The 16,235-nt window shown below is 58.4% G+C and carries 16 protein-coding genes; 7 read left to right on the plus strand and 9 right to left on the minus strand.

Annotated elements, in window-relative coordinates; all coding sequences use genetic code 11:
- From selD to A3754_RS04090, 3 genes are all read left to right on the plus strand, one after another.
- Positions 1-922 (plus strand): selenide, water dikinase SelD (gene selD / locus A3754_RS04080; RefSeq protein ID WP_063518904.1); only part of this gene is annotated, 922 nt, incomplete at its 5' end.
- 27 nt (positions 923-949) lie between these two features.
- On the plus strand, positions 950-1,345 hold the full coding sequence (locus A3754_RS04085; RefSeq protein WP_063518905.1) for a PA2779 family protein: 396 nt from the start codon (positions 950-952) through the stop codon (positions 1,343-1,345).
- Complete coding sequence (locus tag A3754_RS04090) at positions 1,345-2,358, plus strand: PA2778 family cysteine peptidase (RefSeq protein WP_063518906.1); 1,014 nt, start codon at positions 1,345-1,347, stop codon at positions 2,356-2,358. Before A3754_RS04085 ends, A3754_RS04090 begins: the two co-directional genes overlap by 1 nt.
- On the opposite strand, the gene A3754_RS26455 is transcribed toward A3754_RS04090, so the two are convergent.
- From A3754_RS26455 to A3754_RS04105, 3 genes are all read right to left on the minus strand, one after another.
- Positions 2,256-2,975, minus strand: coding sequence for a hypothetical protein (locus A3754_RS26455; protein ID WP_156496769.1), 720 nt, complete (start codon positions 2,973-2,975; stop codon positions 2,256-2,258). The two genes, A3754_RS04090 and A3754_RS26455, sit on opposite strands and share 103 nt — an antisense overlap.
- On the minus strand, positions 2,975-4,342 hold the full coding sequence (locus A3754_RS04100; protein ID WP_231880470.1) for a peptidyl-prolyl cis-trans isomerase: 1,368 nt from the start codon (positions 4,340-4,342) through the stop codon (positions 2,975-2,977). Before A3754_RS04100 ends, A3754_RS26455 begins: the two co-directional genes overlap by 1 nt.
- Positions 4,343-4,464: 122 nt before the next feature.
- The gene (locus A3754_RS04105; RefSeq protein WP_063518908.1) at positions 4,465-5,496 is read right to left on the minus strand and encodes a hypothetical protein; all 1,032 of its coding nucleotides are present in this window, start codon (positions 5,494-5,496) and stop codon (positions 4,465-4,467) included.
- 222 nt (positions 5,497-5,718) lie between these two features.
- Between A3754_RS04105 and A3754_RS04110 the strand changes: the two genes are divergently transcribed.
- Together A3754_RS04110 and mscK are read left to right on the plus strand one after the other, a co-directional pair.
- The gene (locus A3754_RS04110) at positions 5,719-6,381 is read left to right on the plus strand and encodes a tRNA/rRNA methyltransferase (protein ID WP_063518909.1); all 663 of its coding nucleotides are present in this window, start codon (positions 5,719-5,721) and stop codon (positions 6,379-6,381) included.
- Positions 6,382-6,484: 103 nt separating this feature from the next.
- Entirely contained in the window at positions 6,485-9,841 is a 3,357-nt protein-coding gene (gene mscK, locus A3754_RS04115) for a mechanosensitive channel MscK (RefSeq protein WP_063518910.1), read from the plus strand.
- A 162-nt stretch (positions 9,842-10,003) separates the two neighbouring features.
- On the opposite strand, the gene A3754_RS04120 is transcribed toward mscK, so the two are convergent.
- The 4 genes from A3754_RS04120 to A3754_RS04135 form a co-directional block, all read right to left on the minus strand.
- Positions 10,004-10,306: an antibiotic biosynthesis monooxygenase gene (locus A3754_RS04120; protein WP_063518911.1), complete on the minus strand. Its 303-nt coding sequence runs from the start codon at positions 10,304-10,306 to the stop codon at positions 10,004-10,006.
- A 71-nt stretch (positions 10,307-10,377) separates the two neighbouring features.
- The gene (locus tag A3754_RS04125) at positions 10,378-10,755 is read right to left on the minus strand and encodes a DoxX-like family protein (RefSeq protein ID WP_063518912.1); all 378 of its coding nucleotides are present in this window, start codon (positions 10,753-10,755) and stop codon (positions 10,378-10,380) included.
- A gap of 3 nt (positions 10,756-10,758) precedes the next feature.
- Entirely contained in the window at positions 10,759-11,196 is a 438-nt protein-coding gene (locus tag A3754_RS04130; protein WP_063518913.1) for a thiol-disulfide oxidoreductase DCC family protein, read from the minus strand.
- Between the two features lie 152 nt (positions 11,197-11,348).
- Positions 11,349-12,278, minus strand: coding sequence for an alpha/beta fold hydrolase (locus A3754_RS04135; RefSeq protein ID WP_156496770.1), 930 nt, complete (start codon positions 12,276-12,278; stop codon positions 11,349-11,351).
- A 472-nt stretch (positions 12,279-12,750) separates the two neighbouring features.
- On the opposite strand from A3754_RS04135, the gene trmY reads away from it, so the two are divergent.
- Positions 12,751-13,353 carry a tRNA (pseudouridine(54)-N(1))-methyltransferase TrmY gene (gene trmY, locus A3754_RS04140; protein WP_063518914.1) on the plus strand — a complete coding sequence of 201 codons (603 nt, stop codon included), beginning with the start codon at positions 12,751-12,753 and terminating at the stop codon, positions 13,351-13,353.
- Between the two features lie 168 nt (positions 13,354-13,521).
- Here trmY and A3754_RS04145 read toward each other — a convergent pair whose 3' ends face one another.
- On the minus strand, positions 13,522-13,929 hold the full coding sequence (locus A3754_RS04145; protein WP_063518915.1) for an SMI1/KNR4 family protein: 408 nt from the start codon (positions 13,927-13,929) through the stop codon (positions 13,522-13,524).
- A gap of 36 nt (positions 13,930-13,965) precedes the next feature.
- Positions 13,966-15,084 carry a sterol desaturase family protein gene (locus A3754_RS04150; RefSeq protein WP_063518916.1) on the minus strand — a complete coding sequence of 373 codons (1,119 nt, stop codon included), beginning with the start codon at positions 15,082-15,084 and terminating at the stop codon, positions 13,966-13,968.
- Between the two features lie 297 nt (positions 15,085-15,381).
- Between A3754_RS04150 and A3754_RS04155 the strand changes: the two genes are divergently transcribed.
- Positions 15,382-16,235, plus strand: an 854-nt coding sequence (locus A3754_RS04155) for an ATP-binding cassette domain-containing protein (RefSeq protein ID WP_156496771.1), incomplete at its 3' end; no start/stop codon positions are given.

Raw genomic sequence — 16,235 nt, forward strand, 5'->3', positions numbered from 1 at the left:
CGGCAAGCGTCTGGTCCAGAGCCTGGATTTCTTTCCCGCCTTTATCGATGAGCCCTACCTGTTCGGGCGCATCGCCGCCCTGCACAGCCTCAGTGATCTGTATGCCATGAATGCCCGACCCCACTCTGCGCTGGCCAACATCACCCTGCCCTGGCACCACCCGCGCTTGCAGGGCCGGGACCTGCAACGAATGATGGCCGGAGCCGTCCGGGAACTGAATGCAGCCGGCTGCACCCTGGTCGGTGGCCACACCATCGAAGGCCCACAGATGGCCGCGGGGTTCACCGTCAACGGCCAGGCCGACCCGGCACAGCTCTGGCATAAACATGGCGCCCGTGACGGCGACCGACTGATCCTCACCAAACCATTGGGAACCGGCGTGCAATTGGCGGCCTTGATGCAGGCGAACAACAGCAATGCTGCCGCATTCCACGGCCCCTGGCTGGACACAACACTGCGCCACCTGCTGACCAGCAACCATATTGCGCAACGGGCCCTGCAGGATGTACCCGTGAATGCTTGCACCGATATCACCGGCTTCGGGCTGCTCGGCCATCTCTACGAAATCAGCCAGCAAAGCGACGTTACCCTGTCGGTGGATTGCCACAAGGTACCGCTGCTGCCCGGCACGCTTGCACTGATTTGCCGAGGCGTGGCCAGCACCCTCAGCGACGCCAACCGGCAGATACTGGTGCATTGCCAACAACCGCAGCCCGTGGACGACGCCCTGCTTACCGCCCTGTGCGACCCACAAACTGCCGGGGGGCTATTGTTCTGTCTGCCTGCCAGCTATGCACAACAGGCACTGCAACATCTTGATAGTGAAGGGGTTAACGCGGTCGATATCGGTAAAGTCCTTGTAAAAGATCGCCCGGATCACGCAGAGATCCTGTTGAATAGCGGTCACACTGGTAGCGTATAACCTTTCAAGAACACAGGAGAATGCTTCATGACCACGTCAAAACGCGTTACCGGTATTTTCAGTGCCTTTGTATTGTTGTTCATGCAAGTGCTCATGGTCCCCGCCGCACAAGCCGCCATGATTGGTAATGACACCGTGATTCAGCAACAGGATCGCGCGGCCATGAAACAACAAGTCATGCAACTGATGGATCATAAAGTGGCCGCTCAGGCGCTGAGCGAATACGGCGTTAACCAGGAGCAAGTCAGCCAGCGACTGGACCGCCTCACCGATGCCGAGCTGCAGCAGCTGGCTCAGAAATCCGAAGAGCTGCCCGCCGGTCAGGGTGTACTGGGCGTGATACTCGCTATCATCCTGGTGCTGGTGATTCTGGATCTGCTCGGCGCTACCGACGTCTTCCCGGTGATTGACCCGGTCAATTAATGGTGACCGTATTGCGCGGCATGCTTTCCGGAAAACCGGTTGCCGCCCTGCTGGCAACCGTTCTGCTAACGCTGGGCGGTTGCCAGACTTTTCCCCCTCCGCAAAGCGCCAGCGTACACACCGAGCAACAGGTGGTGGTGCCCTTTGTCCCCCAAGACGCGTATCAATGCGGCCCTGCCGCCCTGGCGATGATGCTGCAATGGGCGGGCAAGGAAGTCAGCGCCGACGCTCTGGTGGACGAAGTCTGGCTGCCGGAGCGCAAAGGTTCACTGGGCATTGAGCTGCGGGCTGCAGCCCGTAGCCGCGGCCTGATGGCCTATCCGGTGGAATCCGCTGACGCCCTGTTTCAGGAATTACAGGCTAACCGACCGGTGCTGGTAATGCAGAACCTGGCGTTACCGCGCTGGCCGAAATGGCACTTCGCCGTGGTCACCGGTTATCGGGATCAGGGTGATACCGTGGTGCTGCACAGCGGCACAACGCAAAGTGACAGCAGCCACTGGAACCGCTTTATTCGCACCTGGGCCAGGGCCGATCAGTGGGGATTCACGCTGGTGGAAGCCGGCCAGTTGCCCGCCAGTGCCGAGCCAGATGCGCTGTTCCGGGCTATCTCGCCGCTGCCCAATAATGCCGCCTTTTGGCCCGCTGCCGTGGACGCCTTCCCGCAAAGCGGGCAGCTGTGGTTTGGCTATGGCAATGCCCTGTGGGCGCAGGACAAGCAGCAAGACGCGCGGGCGGCGTTCGAAAATGCGGTGCAGCATGAGCCGGAACTGGCCGCCGCCTGGAACAACCTGGCCTATGCCCAGAAGGCAGCGGGTGACAGCAAAAAAGCCCGGCAGAGTATCTGCCAGGCCTTGTCGGTGGCGCCGGACGATAGCGAGATTCAGGACAGCGCCCGCGAACTGGGCGCTCAGTCCTGCGACGTATCGCCAGCTCCTTCTGCACCCTCAGCGCCCTCTGCTTCTGCTGCCCCCTCTTCGGCCGCAAGCTCAGGGTGCTGCGCCACCAACTGATCGCGCTGCTCACGCAGCTTGTCCAGTTTGGCGATCCCTTCTTCCAGCTGTTCAGGGGCAATGCCGAATTCCTTGCCCCTGGCGATCAGCCCTTCCAGCTCCGCCATTTTGCGATTCGCCGCCGCCACGAAAGAGGCACGAACCGCCTGATTCTGTCTCGCTTCGTACTGCTGATACAGCGCCGGGTCGGCCAGCTCGGCCGCGCTGGGCGGCTCGCGTAAATCCGTATTGCGAACCAGCGGCGGCGTGCGTGGGTCGCCGTTTTGCATGCTTTCGCGCAGGGCCGCCACGGCCTGGGGGGAAGGTGTCGGCACCGCGGCCGGGGCGTTATCCGCCCGCTTCTCCGGCATAGCCAGAGAACGTTCCGCCACCGTATCGATCATCGGCAGGGCTGCCGGCGTCGCTGCGGCGTCCACTTTGGTGTCAGCATCAGGGCTCGTGCCCGCAGTCACACCCGCCGCTGTGTTGCCTGCCGGTGCCGCCGGCGCCAGGGGCAACAGCCAATAGGCGCTGGCGCACGCGGCTATCAGCAATCCGGCCAGCAACCCGGGGCGCAACCGTCCCTGCTGGCGCTGATAGCTCCCCGTCTGGCCTGGCCGGCACTCACCCACCGCCATCACAACACCTCGTGGTTGACCCGCAACGCCGCCGCCTCGGTGGCATCCGCCAGCAAGATCTGAAAACGCTGCTGCATCTGCTCCCGGGCAATGGCCTGGGCCGCCCGGTAACGTACCGATTCGCTGTCCACACGCTGGTAGCCCATTTCTTTCTGGTCCACCCAGAGTAGCTCCCAGTACGGCGCACTGTCTGTGGCCGGGCTACGGAACGGCGGTGACACTCGCTGGACGGGTTGTACAAACGCCAGCGCCCGGGTCCAGTGATCCTCACGGCTATCACGGTCGACCCAGCCCAGTGCCCCACCCTGATCGCGATCTCCGGCAACGGAGTAACGCGCCACCGCGTCGGCAAATGCCTCGCCGGGATTGGCATTATCGTCTTGCTGAATGGTCAGCAGTTCGGCATAAATCCGGTCGGCTTCGGCCTGGCTGTTCACCCGCAAGTGGTAAGCGTGAACGCGCTCCACACGGGTAAATTCGTCCTGGTGCTGTTGGTAATACGCGGCGATCTGGTCCTGGCTCACTTCAGCCGCCAGCGCCCGTAACTGCGGATTATCGTCATGGATATCGTGCATCAGCCCCAGGTCATGGAGCAGCTCGTCGCGGCTCATGGCGTCATCAATACAATCATCCACTGCCGCAATGGCGCGGGCCGACAAACCGGAGTGTTGATCAAACCAGTAGAACACAAACTCCATGGTGAGCTGCTGCTTGATCGCTTCACGGATAAAGCCGGTATTGAGGTTGTGCATCTGTACTTTCAGCTGGATGTTCTGCCGACGATACAGATCCCACAGCGTCAGCGTCTGCTCTGGCTGATCCTCCGCAAAACGATAGCGGGCAATCGCCAGCTGGCTGGCCGCCTGCTGCTGGGCCTCGGTCATGGTGGCGTACAACGCCTGTTCCAGTGATAGCAACGGAGCCAACGCGTCCTCAGACAGCAACAACGGCTCGGTCAGATAATCCAGACTGTCGGCCATGCCGCTTTCTTCCACCGCTACCCGCAGGTCATCGGCAAAAGCCGTACGAATCAGTTTGAAGCGTTGTTGTTCATGGCGAGTCTGCGCATCGTAGCCCACCCGACTGGTGTCGGCATGTCCGTGGGCGGCCAGGTCGTCATGGTCATGGGCCAGGGCCGCCAACAACCGGTTTTCCACCAGCCCCTTGAGCACGGTTTCACGGCTGACCTGCGGTTCGCTGCGCTGTGCCGCAGCCACAAACACATTCAGGGTATCCACCGGAATCACGCTGCCATCCACGCTTGCTGCCACGTTATCGGGCAACGGCCCCCAACGCTGCCAGCTCGCATAACCGGCCAGCGCAACAGCCGCGAACCCAATGGCCAACACCCATCGATGCAATCCCATGGCCGTTTTCCTCTATCTTATTATTGGTACTTATTGGTACTTATTGATAAAACGCGGACACGCATCTCCCTGCACGTGCTTTTACGTGTAGCGTGATGCATGCCGCTTGTTGCGTCTTCTTATCAGGGATTAACTTTCACAGCGGCATGATTCAGCACATGCACCACCATGGCGATGGCATGGGGAATCACCACCTGTGCTACCTGCACCCGGTCCGAGTGGTCGGTGCTGGACAGCACGATCCCGCCGTTGCTGTAAGCCATGGCACCGCCTTGAGTCAGCAAGGGGCGAATGTCATTGCTGGCGCTAGCAAGCGGGGTGAAATCCGTCAGGGCCTGATCCACCAAAGCGGTGTTGTTCAGGTTCTCGCTGTCGTAGTAATCCGCCACCCAGGATTCCCAGCCACTGTGATTCAGTGCCGAGGTCGTCCACACATGGTGCGGCTGCAGCAGGTCGGTGGTGTGCATTACGAAACCCAGGGTCTGGGCAGTGGGGTTGGCGAGGAACTGGCTGTACCAGTACTGGCCCAGGTTATCGATGGGCTGGAACGGCATTTCCTCGAAGTCATCGTACATGGACTTGCTGGAAGTACTGCCCTGACGATAGTTGGCTTCGGTCACGCCGTAGGTGTTGTACTCGCTGTCATCGGCGCAGCTCCAGAAGCACCAGCCGGTCATGCCCCCGTTACCATCGTCCATGTAGTCACCCACCAGCCAGGTCGCGGCCAGGTTGTCGATATCACCCCAGACGGTGAGCAGGTCATAGTTGTAGCCACCCAGGTCATTGCCGTGAACGTCGGACCCGCGGGTATGGTTCTGGAAATGCCAGTAGGAGGTGTAGTTCACCAGTGAGGCCCCGGCATTGAAGACCGGCGCATACACACAGTCCCCGGTGACCGCGCCACACAGGTAGGTATCCTGGAAATCATCCACGTCGTAGGCGCCCTGCCCAATCACTTCAGCAAACTGGTCCATGCTGTAGCCAGCCGCGTTGACCCAACTCTTGAGGCGGTTGTATTCCGTGGTCGTCGGGTGCGCCTTCATGTAGTTCACTGCATCGATGGCGATGCGCTTGTGAGTAATTTGCTGGAACGCCTGGGCAGGCGATGACAGAACAGCGGCGGCCAGCAGGCCGGTGAGTGCAAGCTTCTTCATGGGGGTCCCCTCCCGTTATTTTCGTTGTGTAACTTTTTGTGTTTATTGATCAAACAATAAACAACACGGATACCCAACCCAAGGGCTGAGCCGGACAAAAAATGGACATTTTCTGACAGGCTGGTTCTGCCCGTGATGCCGCCACCTGCTTTGCCTCCTCCCGGTATCTCCCCTCGTATAGAATGGGCACCTGCTCACCCTGCCATGAAGAAGTGACAATAGATGGACATCGTTTTTGTTCTGGTGGAGCCCGCCCGCGGGGAAAACATCGGCGCCGCTGCACGCGCCATCAAAACCATGGGTTTCAAAGAGTTACGGCTGGTTAACCCCGGCGACATGCGCGCAGCACAATGGGTTGCCCACCACAGCAACGAGGTGCTGGAGCAGGCCGTGATCGTGGACACCCTGGAGCAGGCGCTGGTTGATGTGGACCTGAGTATTGCCTGTACCGCCCGGCACCGCCTGCAGAAAGACCGTTATGTGGATGCGGATCAATGCGCCGAACTGGTCGCCGGCAAGGGAAACAGCGTGCAGCGGGTGGCCATCGTCTTCGGCCGGGAAGCCAGCGGCCTGACCGGCGAGGAAGTGGCCCGCTGCGATCTGGCCAGCAGTATCCCCCTGGCACAGGAGCAACCCTCACTGAACCTGGCGCAAGCCGTAATGGTCTATGCGTGGGAATTGCGCAAGCGACCACCCGCACTCCCGGTCGAGGTCAACCCGGCCACATTCGGCCACACCCGGCGAGCCCTGCATCAGCTACTGGCGGCGCTGCAAATCCAGCCCAACGAAAACCTTCACCAGTGGGTGGACGAATTGTTACCGCTGGCCAGCGACAGGGAACTCGGCCTGGTTCGCCAGCTGCTTCGCCGTATCCGGAACCGCTGAACATATCCTGTGCATTCCGCCAGCCCCGCAGACACCCCGGGAAAGCAAAGATCCCGGCCCTGTGATACAAAGACACCATCACTCATCCGGAGCCCCAGCTGTTATGGATCGACGACTGCCTATCGCACTGCTGTTACTACTCCCCGCTCTCGCCATGGCGCAGACAAGCAGTTTCTCCCTGCCCGGCGTTGGCGATCTGCAAAAGCAGCTCACCGAAACCAGTGATAAAAAATCTGACGGCACGGACAATCCGGATAAGGAACAACTCAAGCAAACCCTGAAATTCCGGCAGGAGATCGATAGCAACCAGGAAAAAATCAAGGAACTGAAAACCTTTTCTCGGCAGGCCGCCAGCCAACGCACACGCCTCAACGGCGAACTCATCCGCCTGCGCCAGGAGCGGCAAACCGACTGGAAAAAACACTACGCCAGCAAAACCCTGGACGACCTGGTGAAAGCGCTGATCAGCGAGCTGGATGCCCTGGAAGCCAACCAGGAAGACCTGGCTGACGCCAACAGCGACCTGACCCGCGCCCAGACTCTGCCGGAACAGGCCCAGAACGTGATCAGCAAAGCCATGGACCGGCTGGACACCATTCGCACCCGCCTCAATCAGGGGGTCGATGAAGAAGGTGAAGCCTTGTCCGATTTGCAGACACGGGCGCTGAACACGGAGATGCAAGCTCTGGAATCACGCATTGAGCGTTATAACCAGGAGCTCGCTATCGTCGACAAGCAACAGGACATCGCCCGCCTGAGGCAACAGAGCGACAAACAGCACCAGCTCATCATCGAAGCAAAACTGGACGTCCTGCAGCCACTCATCAATGAGCGCCGCCTGAATCAGCTGGAGGAAACCGCCAACTCCCCGGAAACCGATCTTCCACAAAGCGTGCTGGAGCACCCCCAGGTCCAGAAAGCCATGGACAAGAACCGGGCCCTGCGTGAACAACTGGCCAGTGCCAGTGAGAGCGTCAACAGCTTGCTGCGCGAAGCGGTCAACACCAAGACGGAACTGGACAAGGCGCGCTCATTATCATCCACCGTCAACGACCAGATTCGCATGCTGGATGGCAGCTTGCTGCTATCGCGCATTCTGTACGAACAACAAAAAAGCCTGCCCCAGGATCAGGGCGAACTGAATCTGGACAAGGATATTTCTGACGCCCGCCTCAGCCAGTTTGATATCGAGCGAGCCATGCAGGATCTGGATGACGCGCCGCTACCGTCACAAGACCAGATCGACGAACCCCTGACCCCGGCACTGGAGCAAGCCTTTTCCATTCTCCGGGAGGAACGGCTGGCCATTTACGATCAGCTCGACCAGGAACTGAGCCGCCAGTTAGCGATCCTCACCCGCACCCAGCTAAGCCATGAACAACTGCGCAAAATCACCCGCAGCCTGCACAACACCATTTCCGAACAAACCTTCTGGATGCCCAGCAACCAGCCGTTGAGTTTTGAATGGCTCGGCAAGCTGCCAAAAGAATTGATGGAGCAGGTTAAAACCATGCCCTGGGGCGACCTGTGGCAAGGCACCAGCAGCCTGTTGAGCCGCAAGTGGGTCTGGCTGATCGGGCTGCTCATTCCTGCCGCGCTGCTGGTAGTGGTGCGCAGCAAACTCAAAACGCGCATCGACGAAATGAACAAGGACGTGGGTTTCCTGCGCCGTGACAGCCAGGCCCACACCCCACTGAGCCTGCTGTACACCTTTCTGATTGCAGCACCTGTCCCGCTTTTCCTTGGCCTGCTGGCCGCCGGGCTATGGGTGCAGCCCGGTACGTTCAGCAGCGTCATGGGCGCCGCGGTGGCCCAGATCGCCTTGCTATGGCTGGTGTTTGAGGTGCTCTACCGGTTGCTGAAAACCAACGGTATTGCACAGCGCCATTTCCGCTGGAACATGGAATACAACCATCAGATGCGCCGTCGCCTGCTGCTGACCGGGCTGGCATTGATCCCGCTCACCTTTTTGGTGGCTTTCGGTGACCAGTGGCCCGCGCAGCTCAGTAATGACCGGCTCGGTCTGGTGATCATGATGGCCTCCATGATCACCATCATGGTGAGCCTGCCCTGGGTGGCGCAGTCCTACCCCGGGCGCCATTACAGCCGCACCATGAAAACCCTGGCCACCGCCCTGTGTATTCTTGCCCCACTGACCCTGATCGTACTGACTGGCGTGGGCTACTATTACACCTCGGTACGCCTCACCGGGCACATGATCTACAGCCTCTACCTGATTGCGCTGTGGATTGTCCTGGATGCCACCGCCGTGCGCGGCCTCGCCGTGGCTGCTCAGCGGCTTTCCTACAAGCGTGCCGTGGCACAACGCGATGCCGAACAAAAAGACACCAGCAGCGCCGAAGCCGTGGAAGTGGAAGAGCCGCAACTGGACCTGAAACAAGTGAACCAGCAATCCCTGCGCCTGATCCGCCTAGCACTGGTGGCCGTGGTCGGCCTGCTGGTGTATTGGGTTTGGGCAGACGTTTTGCACGCCTTCGCCTATACCGACAACATCGTCCTGTGGGAAACCGCCGAAGGGGCCGGCCAGGCCACCACCACCTCCCCAATCAGCCTGGGCGACGTGATTGCCTCACTACTCATTGGTGCCGTGACCTTCCTGCTGGCCAGCAACCTGCCCGGCTTGCTCGAGGTGTTGGTGCTGTCGCGCATGGATCTGCGCCAGGGCACCAGCTACGCCACTACCACCCTGCTCTCCTACGTGATTGTCGCCAGCGGCATCATTCTCACCCTGGGTGCTCTGGGCCTGAGCTGGGACAAGATGCAATGGCTGGTGGCGGCACTGGGCGTGGGGCTGGGTTTTGGCCTGCAGGAAATCTTTGCCAACTTTATCTCCGGCATCATCCTGCTGTTCGAGCGCCCGATTCGCATCGGTGACGTGATTACCATCAACAACCTGGATGGCACCGTCAGCCGGATTCGCATCCGTGCCACCACTCTGATCGACTTCGACCGCAAGGAAATCCTGGTCCCCAACAAGGTGTTCGTCACCGAACGGCTGATCAACTGGTCCCTGTCCGATACGGTGACCCGGATCATTATCAAAGTCGGTTTCGCCTACGGCTCCGATTTGCAGAAATGCCGCGACATCCTGCTCCAGGCCGCTAAAGAAAACCGGCGCGTACTGCGCGACCCGGAACCTGTCGTACTGTTCATGGGCTTTGGCGCCAGCACCCTGGACCATGAACTGCGCGTCCACGTGGATGACATCAACGACCGCCTGGCCGCCACCGACGAGCTGAACCGCCACATCGACGCCCTCTGCCATGAGCACAACGTGGAGATCGCCTTCAGCCAGCTGGATATCCATATCCGCAATGGCAACGGCGACCAGCTGAATCTGGAAACACATTCGGCGCAAGAAGCAGAGAATGGAGACGACAGCACTCCGCCGCCAGAAGCCAACGACGGCGAGTCCAATGAAAGCAGCGATCCGCGCTAACTACCGCAGGAGTGTCGCTGGCGGCGCGATAGAGCAACCGTGACGAGTCGCGAGCAGCGAGTTTCGAAAATCAAAATCTGGACGTTGGGAAAGTCAGGTTTTCGCTTCTCGCTTCTCGCAACGCGATTGGGTAACCGCGACGCTGCTACGGAGAGCTTGGGTTTACAGTACCACCTCAAAACACTCCAGCTGCGGCGGCCCCAGGTAAATGTCCTTGCGGGCGCCAGCATTGGCGTGGGCCTTACGGAACGCATCCGACCTGGTCCAGCCTTCAAACGCTTCACGGGATTCCCAGGTGGCGTGGGACGAGAACAGCGTGTACTCCTCGGTGCTCGCCCCCTGCAGCAGATTGAAACTCTTGAAGCCGGGCACTTCTTGCAGAAAAGTATCCCGACCTTCCCAAATAGCGATAAAGTCCTGCTCGCAGCCGGGTTTGATCTTGAAGCGGTTCATTGCAATAAACATAGTGGCCTCGGAGTCATTCCAGGTGTAATCGGTTGTCGCACTGTCTGCGCGCCCAAGCGCCAGTGTGCACGTCAGCCTCTGGATTCCATCACACGCAGCTCGGCAAGCGCAATGACCGCCAGTGAGCAGACCGCGAGATTAACCGTGGTTGAATTAAATGCAGATACGGTAAACGCAGGCACCACCAAAAGAGTGAAAGCGAACAACCCGAACAGAGCCGCAATGGTGATGACATAGGGCCAGCGCTGGCGGTAAAAGACCAGCATCAGCAACCCGAGCACCACTTCCAGCCCACCCCCCACATAAGAAAGCAGGTGCGCCTGTGCCTCGTTCAGACCAAGCGCCATATTCATGCGCAGCTCATCCGCATGGGGCCCCAGCCACTTCGGCACAATACCCTGGTAAAGCCAGATAAAGGCGATGGAAAAACGGCAGACCTGGAGAGTCATCGCCTATTTCGCCCCCAGAAAACGGTCTGCATGGTCCGGCGAAGGCAGCACGCAGGCATCATATTTGCCAAAAATACGGTAGCGATTGTGCGCCATACGGTCGTATAGCCAGTCACGTATGCCACGCGGGCATATCAGCGCCATTGCCGCCAGTGGCCACGGGAAAGGAAGCCCCCTAAGCACTCGAATAATGGCGGTAGAACGCACATAAAACGCGCCTTGCTCCACCAAAACCAACGTATCAAATTTCTCAAGCGGCAACCCGCACCAGGCCAGAATCGCACGCCCTTCATCAGACTGCACAGTCGCCAGCTTATATCGCCGACGAGCATCAAAACGCACCAGAAACCGCGCCCAGTAGCTGCACAGCACGCAAACACCATCAAACAAAATCACACGATCCGTTTCATTCATGCCCGGTGGTAGTTCACTGGTGTGCATTGAATTTCTCCTGAACTCAGCCTATCGAGGATAAGGCCAATCTTCCCATTTCCCTGCTGAAGCCAAGAAAGGGGAAAAAAGAAGTCTGACTGCGGATACGCTACACGGTTATGAGAAGGTGTTCACTAAACTAAAGCGGGGGAACTACATCATCACCGGATTTCGCTTGTTATCTGGTTGTTTCCTAACCATTCCTTAACGGAAGAGACGACTTCGCTTGTACGATCCTTTCCAGAAGGGTCATGAAACTTGTGATCAACTCCCTTAACCGTGAGAAATTCGACGTTATTCCTGTTTTGCATCAGCATTCTCGCTTGATCATAAGCCAGCTTTGGCGAAACACTCTTATCCAGTTCGGACTGAATAATCAGCAAAGGGGCGCGGATGCTCAGCAGCAATTCAGTCTGATCGGCTGCCAGCATGCTTTTCCACCAACGAAATCCATGGCCGCTCATCGCAAGGTCCATGTTTTCGGCGGCTTCGACAGAAGCGGCAAACGCGAGAAAACCCTGTTTCGCTTCTTCGAATGCTGCTGGAGGAAGCTCAATTTCCATACTGTGCAGCACATCATCAACGAAAAACCGGCCTCCGCCATTAAGCGAGATAACTGCACTCACCGCCTCACTACGGGACGCCACCATCGCCGCGACCAACGCCCCCTCGCTCCCCCCGAGTAGCGTGATGCGATCATAGTGAAATTGGTCATCCAACCAGGACATCACCTGCAGATAGTCATCTGCCCGCTGTTGCGGAGAATCATGCTCATAATACGATGCCGGACACTCCGGACTGTCACCCGAACCGTTCCAGGAAACCGACCGGGTAAGGCCATATTTCTCCACCGTAAGAACATCCGCATCACCGATCACAGTTGCAAAGCGATCATTAATCACCTTGCTATGGGCCACACTATTGCAGTCTGAGCCCTGCATCAGCACCAGCAGATGTCGGCATCCTTTCTTGTCCAGATAGAAAGTGATTGCAGAGCCATCCGGCCGCTTTAAAGACACCCCCTCTTCTGCATACCCGTACTGACTGACAAGCAGAATCAAATAAATTCCAATCACGATTTTTCTATACATGAGTTATTTCCTGGAGGAGCCCTGGAGTCAGGCCATATTGTTTTATTCAAGACACTTGAAAAGAACAGACCCCGGTTTCTGCTACCGGTTCCGTGCATAGAAACCGTTACTGAATTTCCAGTCNTGCCTTGGTCAAATCAATTGCGCTGCCACCAACAGCCCCCAAAACAGGCCAGGCCCTTTGTTTAGGAGAAGGTGTCCACTAAAACGGGGGAACTACAATCACTACACTGAAATAGCCAATATCCTACACGGAGTTCAAAGGAACCTTCCTTTGAACTCCGTTCCTGCTATCTCCATCCCCGGTACTAGAATATCGATTGAAATCAGTGTGTTGAAATTTTGCCCCCCCCCCGAGTTATGCGGAACGTTCCGCTGAAAACGGCCGACCAGCCAGGTTCATTGCGCGAACATCCACGATCACACAGCCACTGATGTACAATCACGCCCACATTCTCCAGAGCCCAATTCCATGCGCACCTTCGTCCTCCGTGCCCGCGCGGCCTCCACCAACAGCCAGACACTGCTTGCCAATGTGGGCGGCGATGCCCATAGCGAGATTCTGGCGCATACGTTGATGAATGCGATCTTTGTGGCTCAGTCACACCGTGATGATGTGGTGGTGCATCTGGTGCTGGAAAGCACCCAGGACTATTCCCGCACCATCACCTTTGTGGCGGCGGAGATGCGGGATATTGGCGGGTTTCATGAGCAGGCGCTGCTGACCAAGGTGGTGCGGGCATTGGATGCTTCTGCCGGCATGGGCAAGGAACAGATGAAGGCGGTGGAGAGCGGGATTACCGTGCGCACGCAGAGCTTTGAAAAACTGGTGAAGGAGCTGGCTGAGGATGGGCACCAGCTGTACATGATGGACCCCAAGGGAGAAAGCATTCGCGAGCTTACCTTTGCGGAGAAGCCCTGCTTCCTGCTCACTGACCACATTCCCATGCCGAAGAAGAGCTTCAACAGCCTGAAGCGACTGGGCACGGAGAAGATCAGCCTGGGGCCGACCATGCTGTTTGCGTCGCAGTGTGTGGTGCTGATTAATAATGAACTGGATCTTGCCGGATTCTGAAACGCCTGGCCGACGCGCTGTAGGAGCTCCTCTCGAGGTGCGAACCCTTGCGAAGCAAGGCTCTTCATTGCGGTGGAGCCTCAGCCTCTACAATAAATTACCTCGCCTGGGCTCGGGGTTCGTCCCCTGGAAGGGAACTCCTACAGGGGACATGTTGATGGCTTTGAGTCAGCTTTCCAGCCAGACCTCTCTGGCCCATTGCCAGATGCTGCCCCATACCTCGTCTTCGTTGATGCCGCTACCCGGCTCCCACAGCACTACCTCCCCTTCCTGGGAGATGGCGTAGGTGCCGTTGGCCGTTTCGCAGATGGGGATCAGGTAGCGAGGCAGGCCCTGATCCCAGGCGTTGGCGGCCATTTCCGGGAGGAAGTTATGAGCGTAGTCGTCCATCACAGTGGCTGGCTCCAGGCTGCCACAGACGATGTCGCTGGCGTTAAGCAGAAACTCCTTGTAGTCCCCCGGCAGTGAAATCAGCAGCTGCTCTTCAATTTCCACCAACCGGTCTTCGTCTGGCAGTTCCAGGGCCACCAGACCGCCGTCATGGCGTTCGCGCAGCATGTCTATCACGTCATCCATAAATTCATCTTTGAGGGTTGCGATGGGAATGCATATTCAGCCCCGGCGGAACGGGAACAGGAACTGTTTGACCACCCCTTCCGGCACCTGGGTGCTGGCACGCGTACCGTACTCGGCGGCCAGGCGATCCGGCATGATCAGGGTGCCGAACAGTTTATCGTAGATGGGCAGGAAGGCGGCGTAGTTTTTATCCACGGCTTCGTCTTCCGAGGAATGGTGCCAGTGGTGAAATTCCGGGGTGGCGATCAGCCAGCGCACGCCGGGAAAACGGAAACGGACATTGGCGTGGATGAAGATGGCGTGGAACGACACGAACACCAGATAGGCATACACCGCCGAGGGGGAGAAGCCGAGGATAAAGATGGGCAGATAGCCAATAAAACGGTTGGCGATGATTTCCACCACATGCAGCCGTGATGAGGCCAGCCAGTCCATCTGGGTAGTGGAATGGTGCACGGCGTGGAATTTCCATAGCCAGGGCACTTCGTGGAAGGCCCGGTGAATCCAGTAGCTGCCCAGATCGATCACAATCAGAATTTCAATAAACTGCAGCCACAGGGGTTGGCTGGCGATGGCCTGCTGGAAGCCGATGTCCACCTTGTCGTGCAGCAACACCTGAATAGGGATAATGGTGAAAAAGCTGATCAGCTGCAGGGCCACGTGGCTGAACAGGAAGTACTTCATGTCCGTCACCCAGCCACCGCGCAGGGTCTTCTGTTCCCGGTTCTTCGGGTAGGCGCGCTCCAGCGGGATAAAGACCAGCCCCAGCACCAGCAGTGTGAGGATGAAATAATCCAGGCCCGCATAGAGGCTGCGGCCATCCACTGGCGGCACATCCAGGCGCCCGGAACCGATAAGCGCAGCCATGCAGGCCAGCACCATGCCGATAATGCCGTAACGCCGTTCCTGGTGACGAAACACGCTGAAAAACCCGCAGGTAAACCCGATACCAATGCCAATAAACAGCAGCAGCCGCAAGATCTCGGCATTATAAAACGCCCTGAATTCCGGCGTGGTAAACAGTTCCGGATAAAGAAAACAGAAACTTCCCAGCAGCGCCAAACAACCCAGCCCGATGGAGATCGTCGCCGTGATCTTGCCCTGACCCGGCGTCAGATCCACCTCTTCGTAGCGTTCGCGCAGAAATTCCGACATTACCCCTCCCGTCCTTGCTCTTTCTTGTCCTGTGGTGGCCCTGCGGCCAGCCTTTCTTTGCCAGACCATGCTGCAGCGGCCTGGCGCCAAGTACCAGTACACGCCCGTAACAAGCTGCTACACTGCGCGTTCAATTAGATAGACGCTGCACGCAGCACGTGACAAACCACGCTTTTCCGGCCTCTATTCTCCTCGCCTAAAGGCCCAGGCGCGAGGCACTGATTCTCATGCCTTGCCATTGCCCTGTTTAGACCGTGTTGCACGCTGCGTGTTGCCTGATGCCTGGACTTATAAAGTATGCCACTGATTACCCTTCGCGACATTCAACTCAGCTATGGCCAACAACCGCTGCTGGACCACGTCAACCTGTCCATCGACGTGGGTGAGCGCCTGTGTCTGATCGGCCGTAACGGGGCGGGCAAGTCCACCCTGATGAAGGTCATCGCCGAAGAAATTCAAGCCGATGACGGTCAGATCGAGAAGACCCAGGGGCTGAGTGTGGCCCGGCTGGAACAGGAAGTGCCCGATGACCAGGAGCACAGCGTGCACTTCATGGTGGCCGAAGGGCTGGGGGAGCAAGGCGCCCTGCTTAGCGAGCACGCCGAACTGGTGCATCACCTGGGTGACGGGGACGACAAGATACTGGCCCGCTTCGAAGAGCTGAGCACCGAGATCGAGGCCCGCGGTGCCTGGCAGCTGTCCCAGCGGGTGGACACGGTGCTGTCCAAGCTCAATCTGGACGGCGATATGTCTTTCGCTGGCCTTTCCGGCGGCATGAAGCGGCGCGTACTGCTGGCCCGCGCCCTGGTACAGGACCCTGACATTCTGCTGCTGGACGAACCCACTAACCACCTGGACATGGAATCCATCCAGTGGCTGGAAGAATTCCTGAAAAACTTTGGCACCACCCTGGTCTTTATCTCCCACGACCGGGCCTTCATTCGTTCACTGGCCACCCGCATCATCGAACTGGATCGCGGCAAGCTGACCAGCTGGCCCGGCAGTTATGAAAAGTACCTGAGCGGTAAACAAGCGGCGCTGGATGCGGAAGAAAAAGCCAATGCCGAATTCGACAAGAAGCTCAGCCAGGAAGAAAAGTGGATTCGCGAGGGCATCAAGGCCCGCCGTACCCGCAATGAAGGCCGGGTGCG

This window comes from Alcanivorax sp. HI0083, assembly GCF_001635175.1.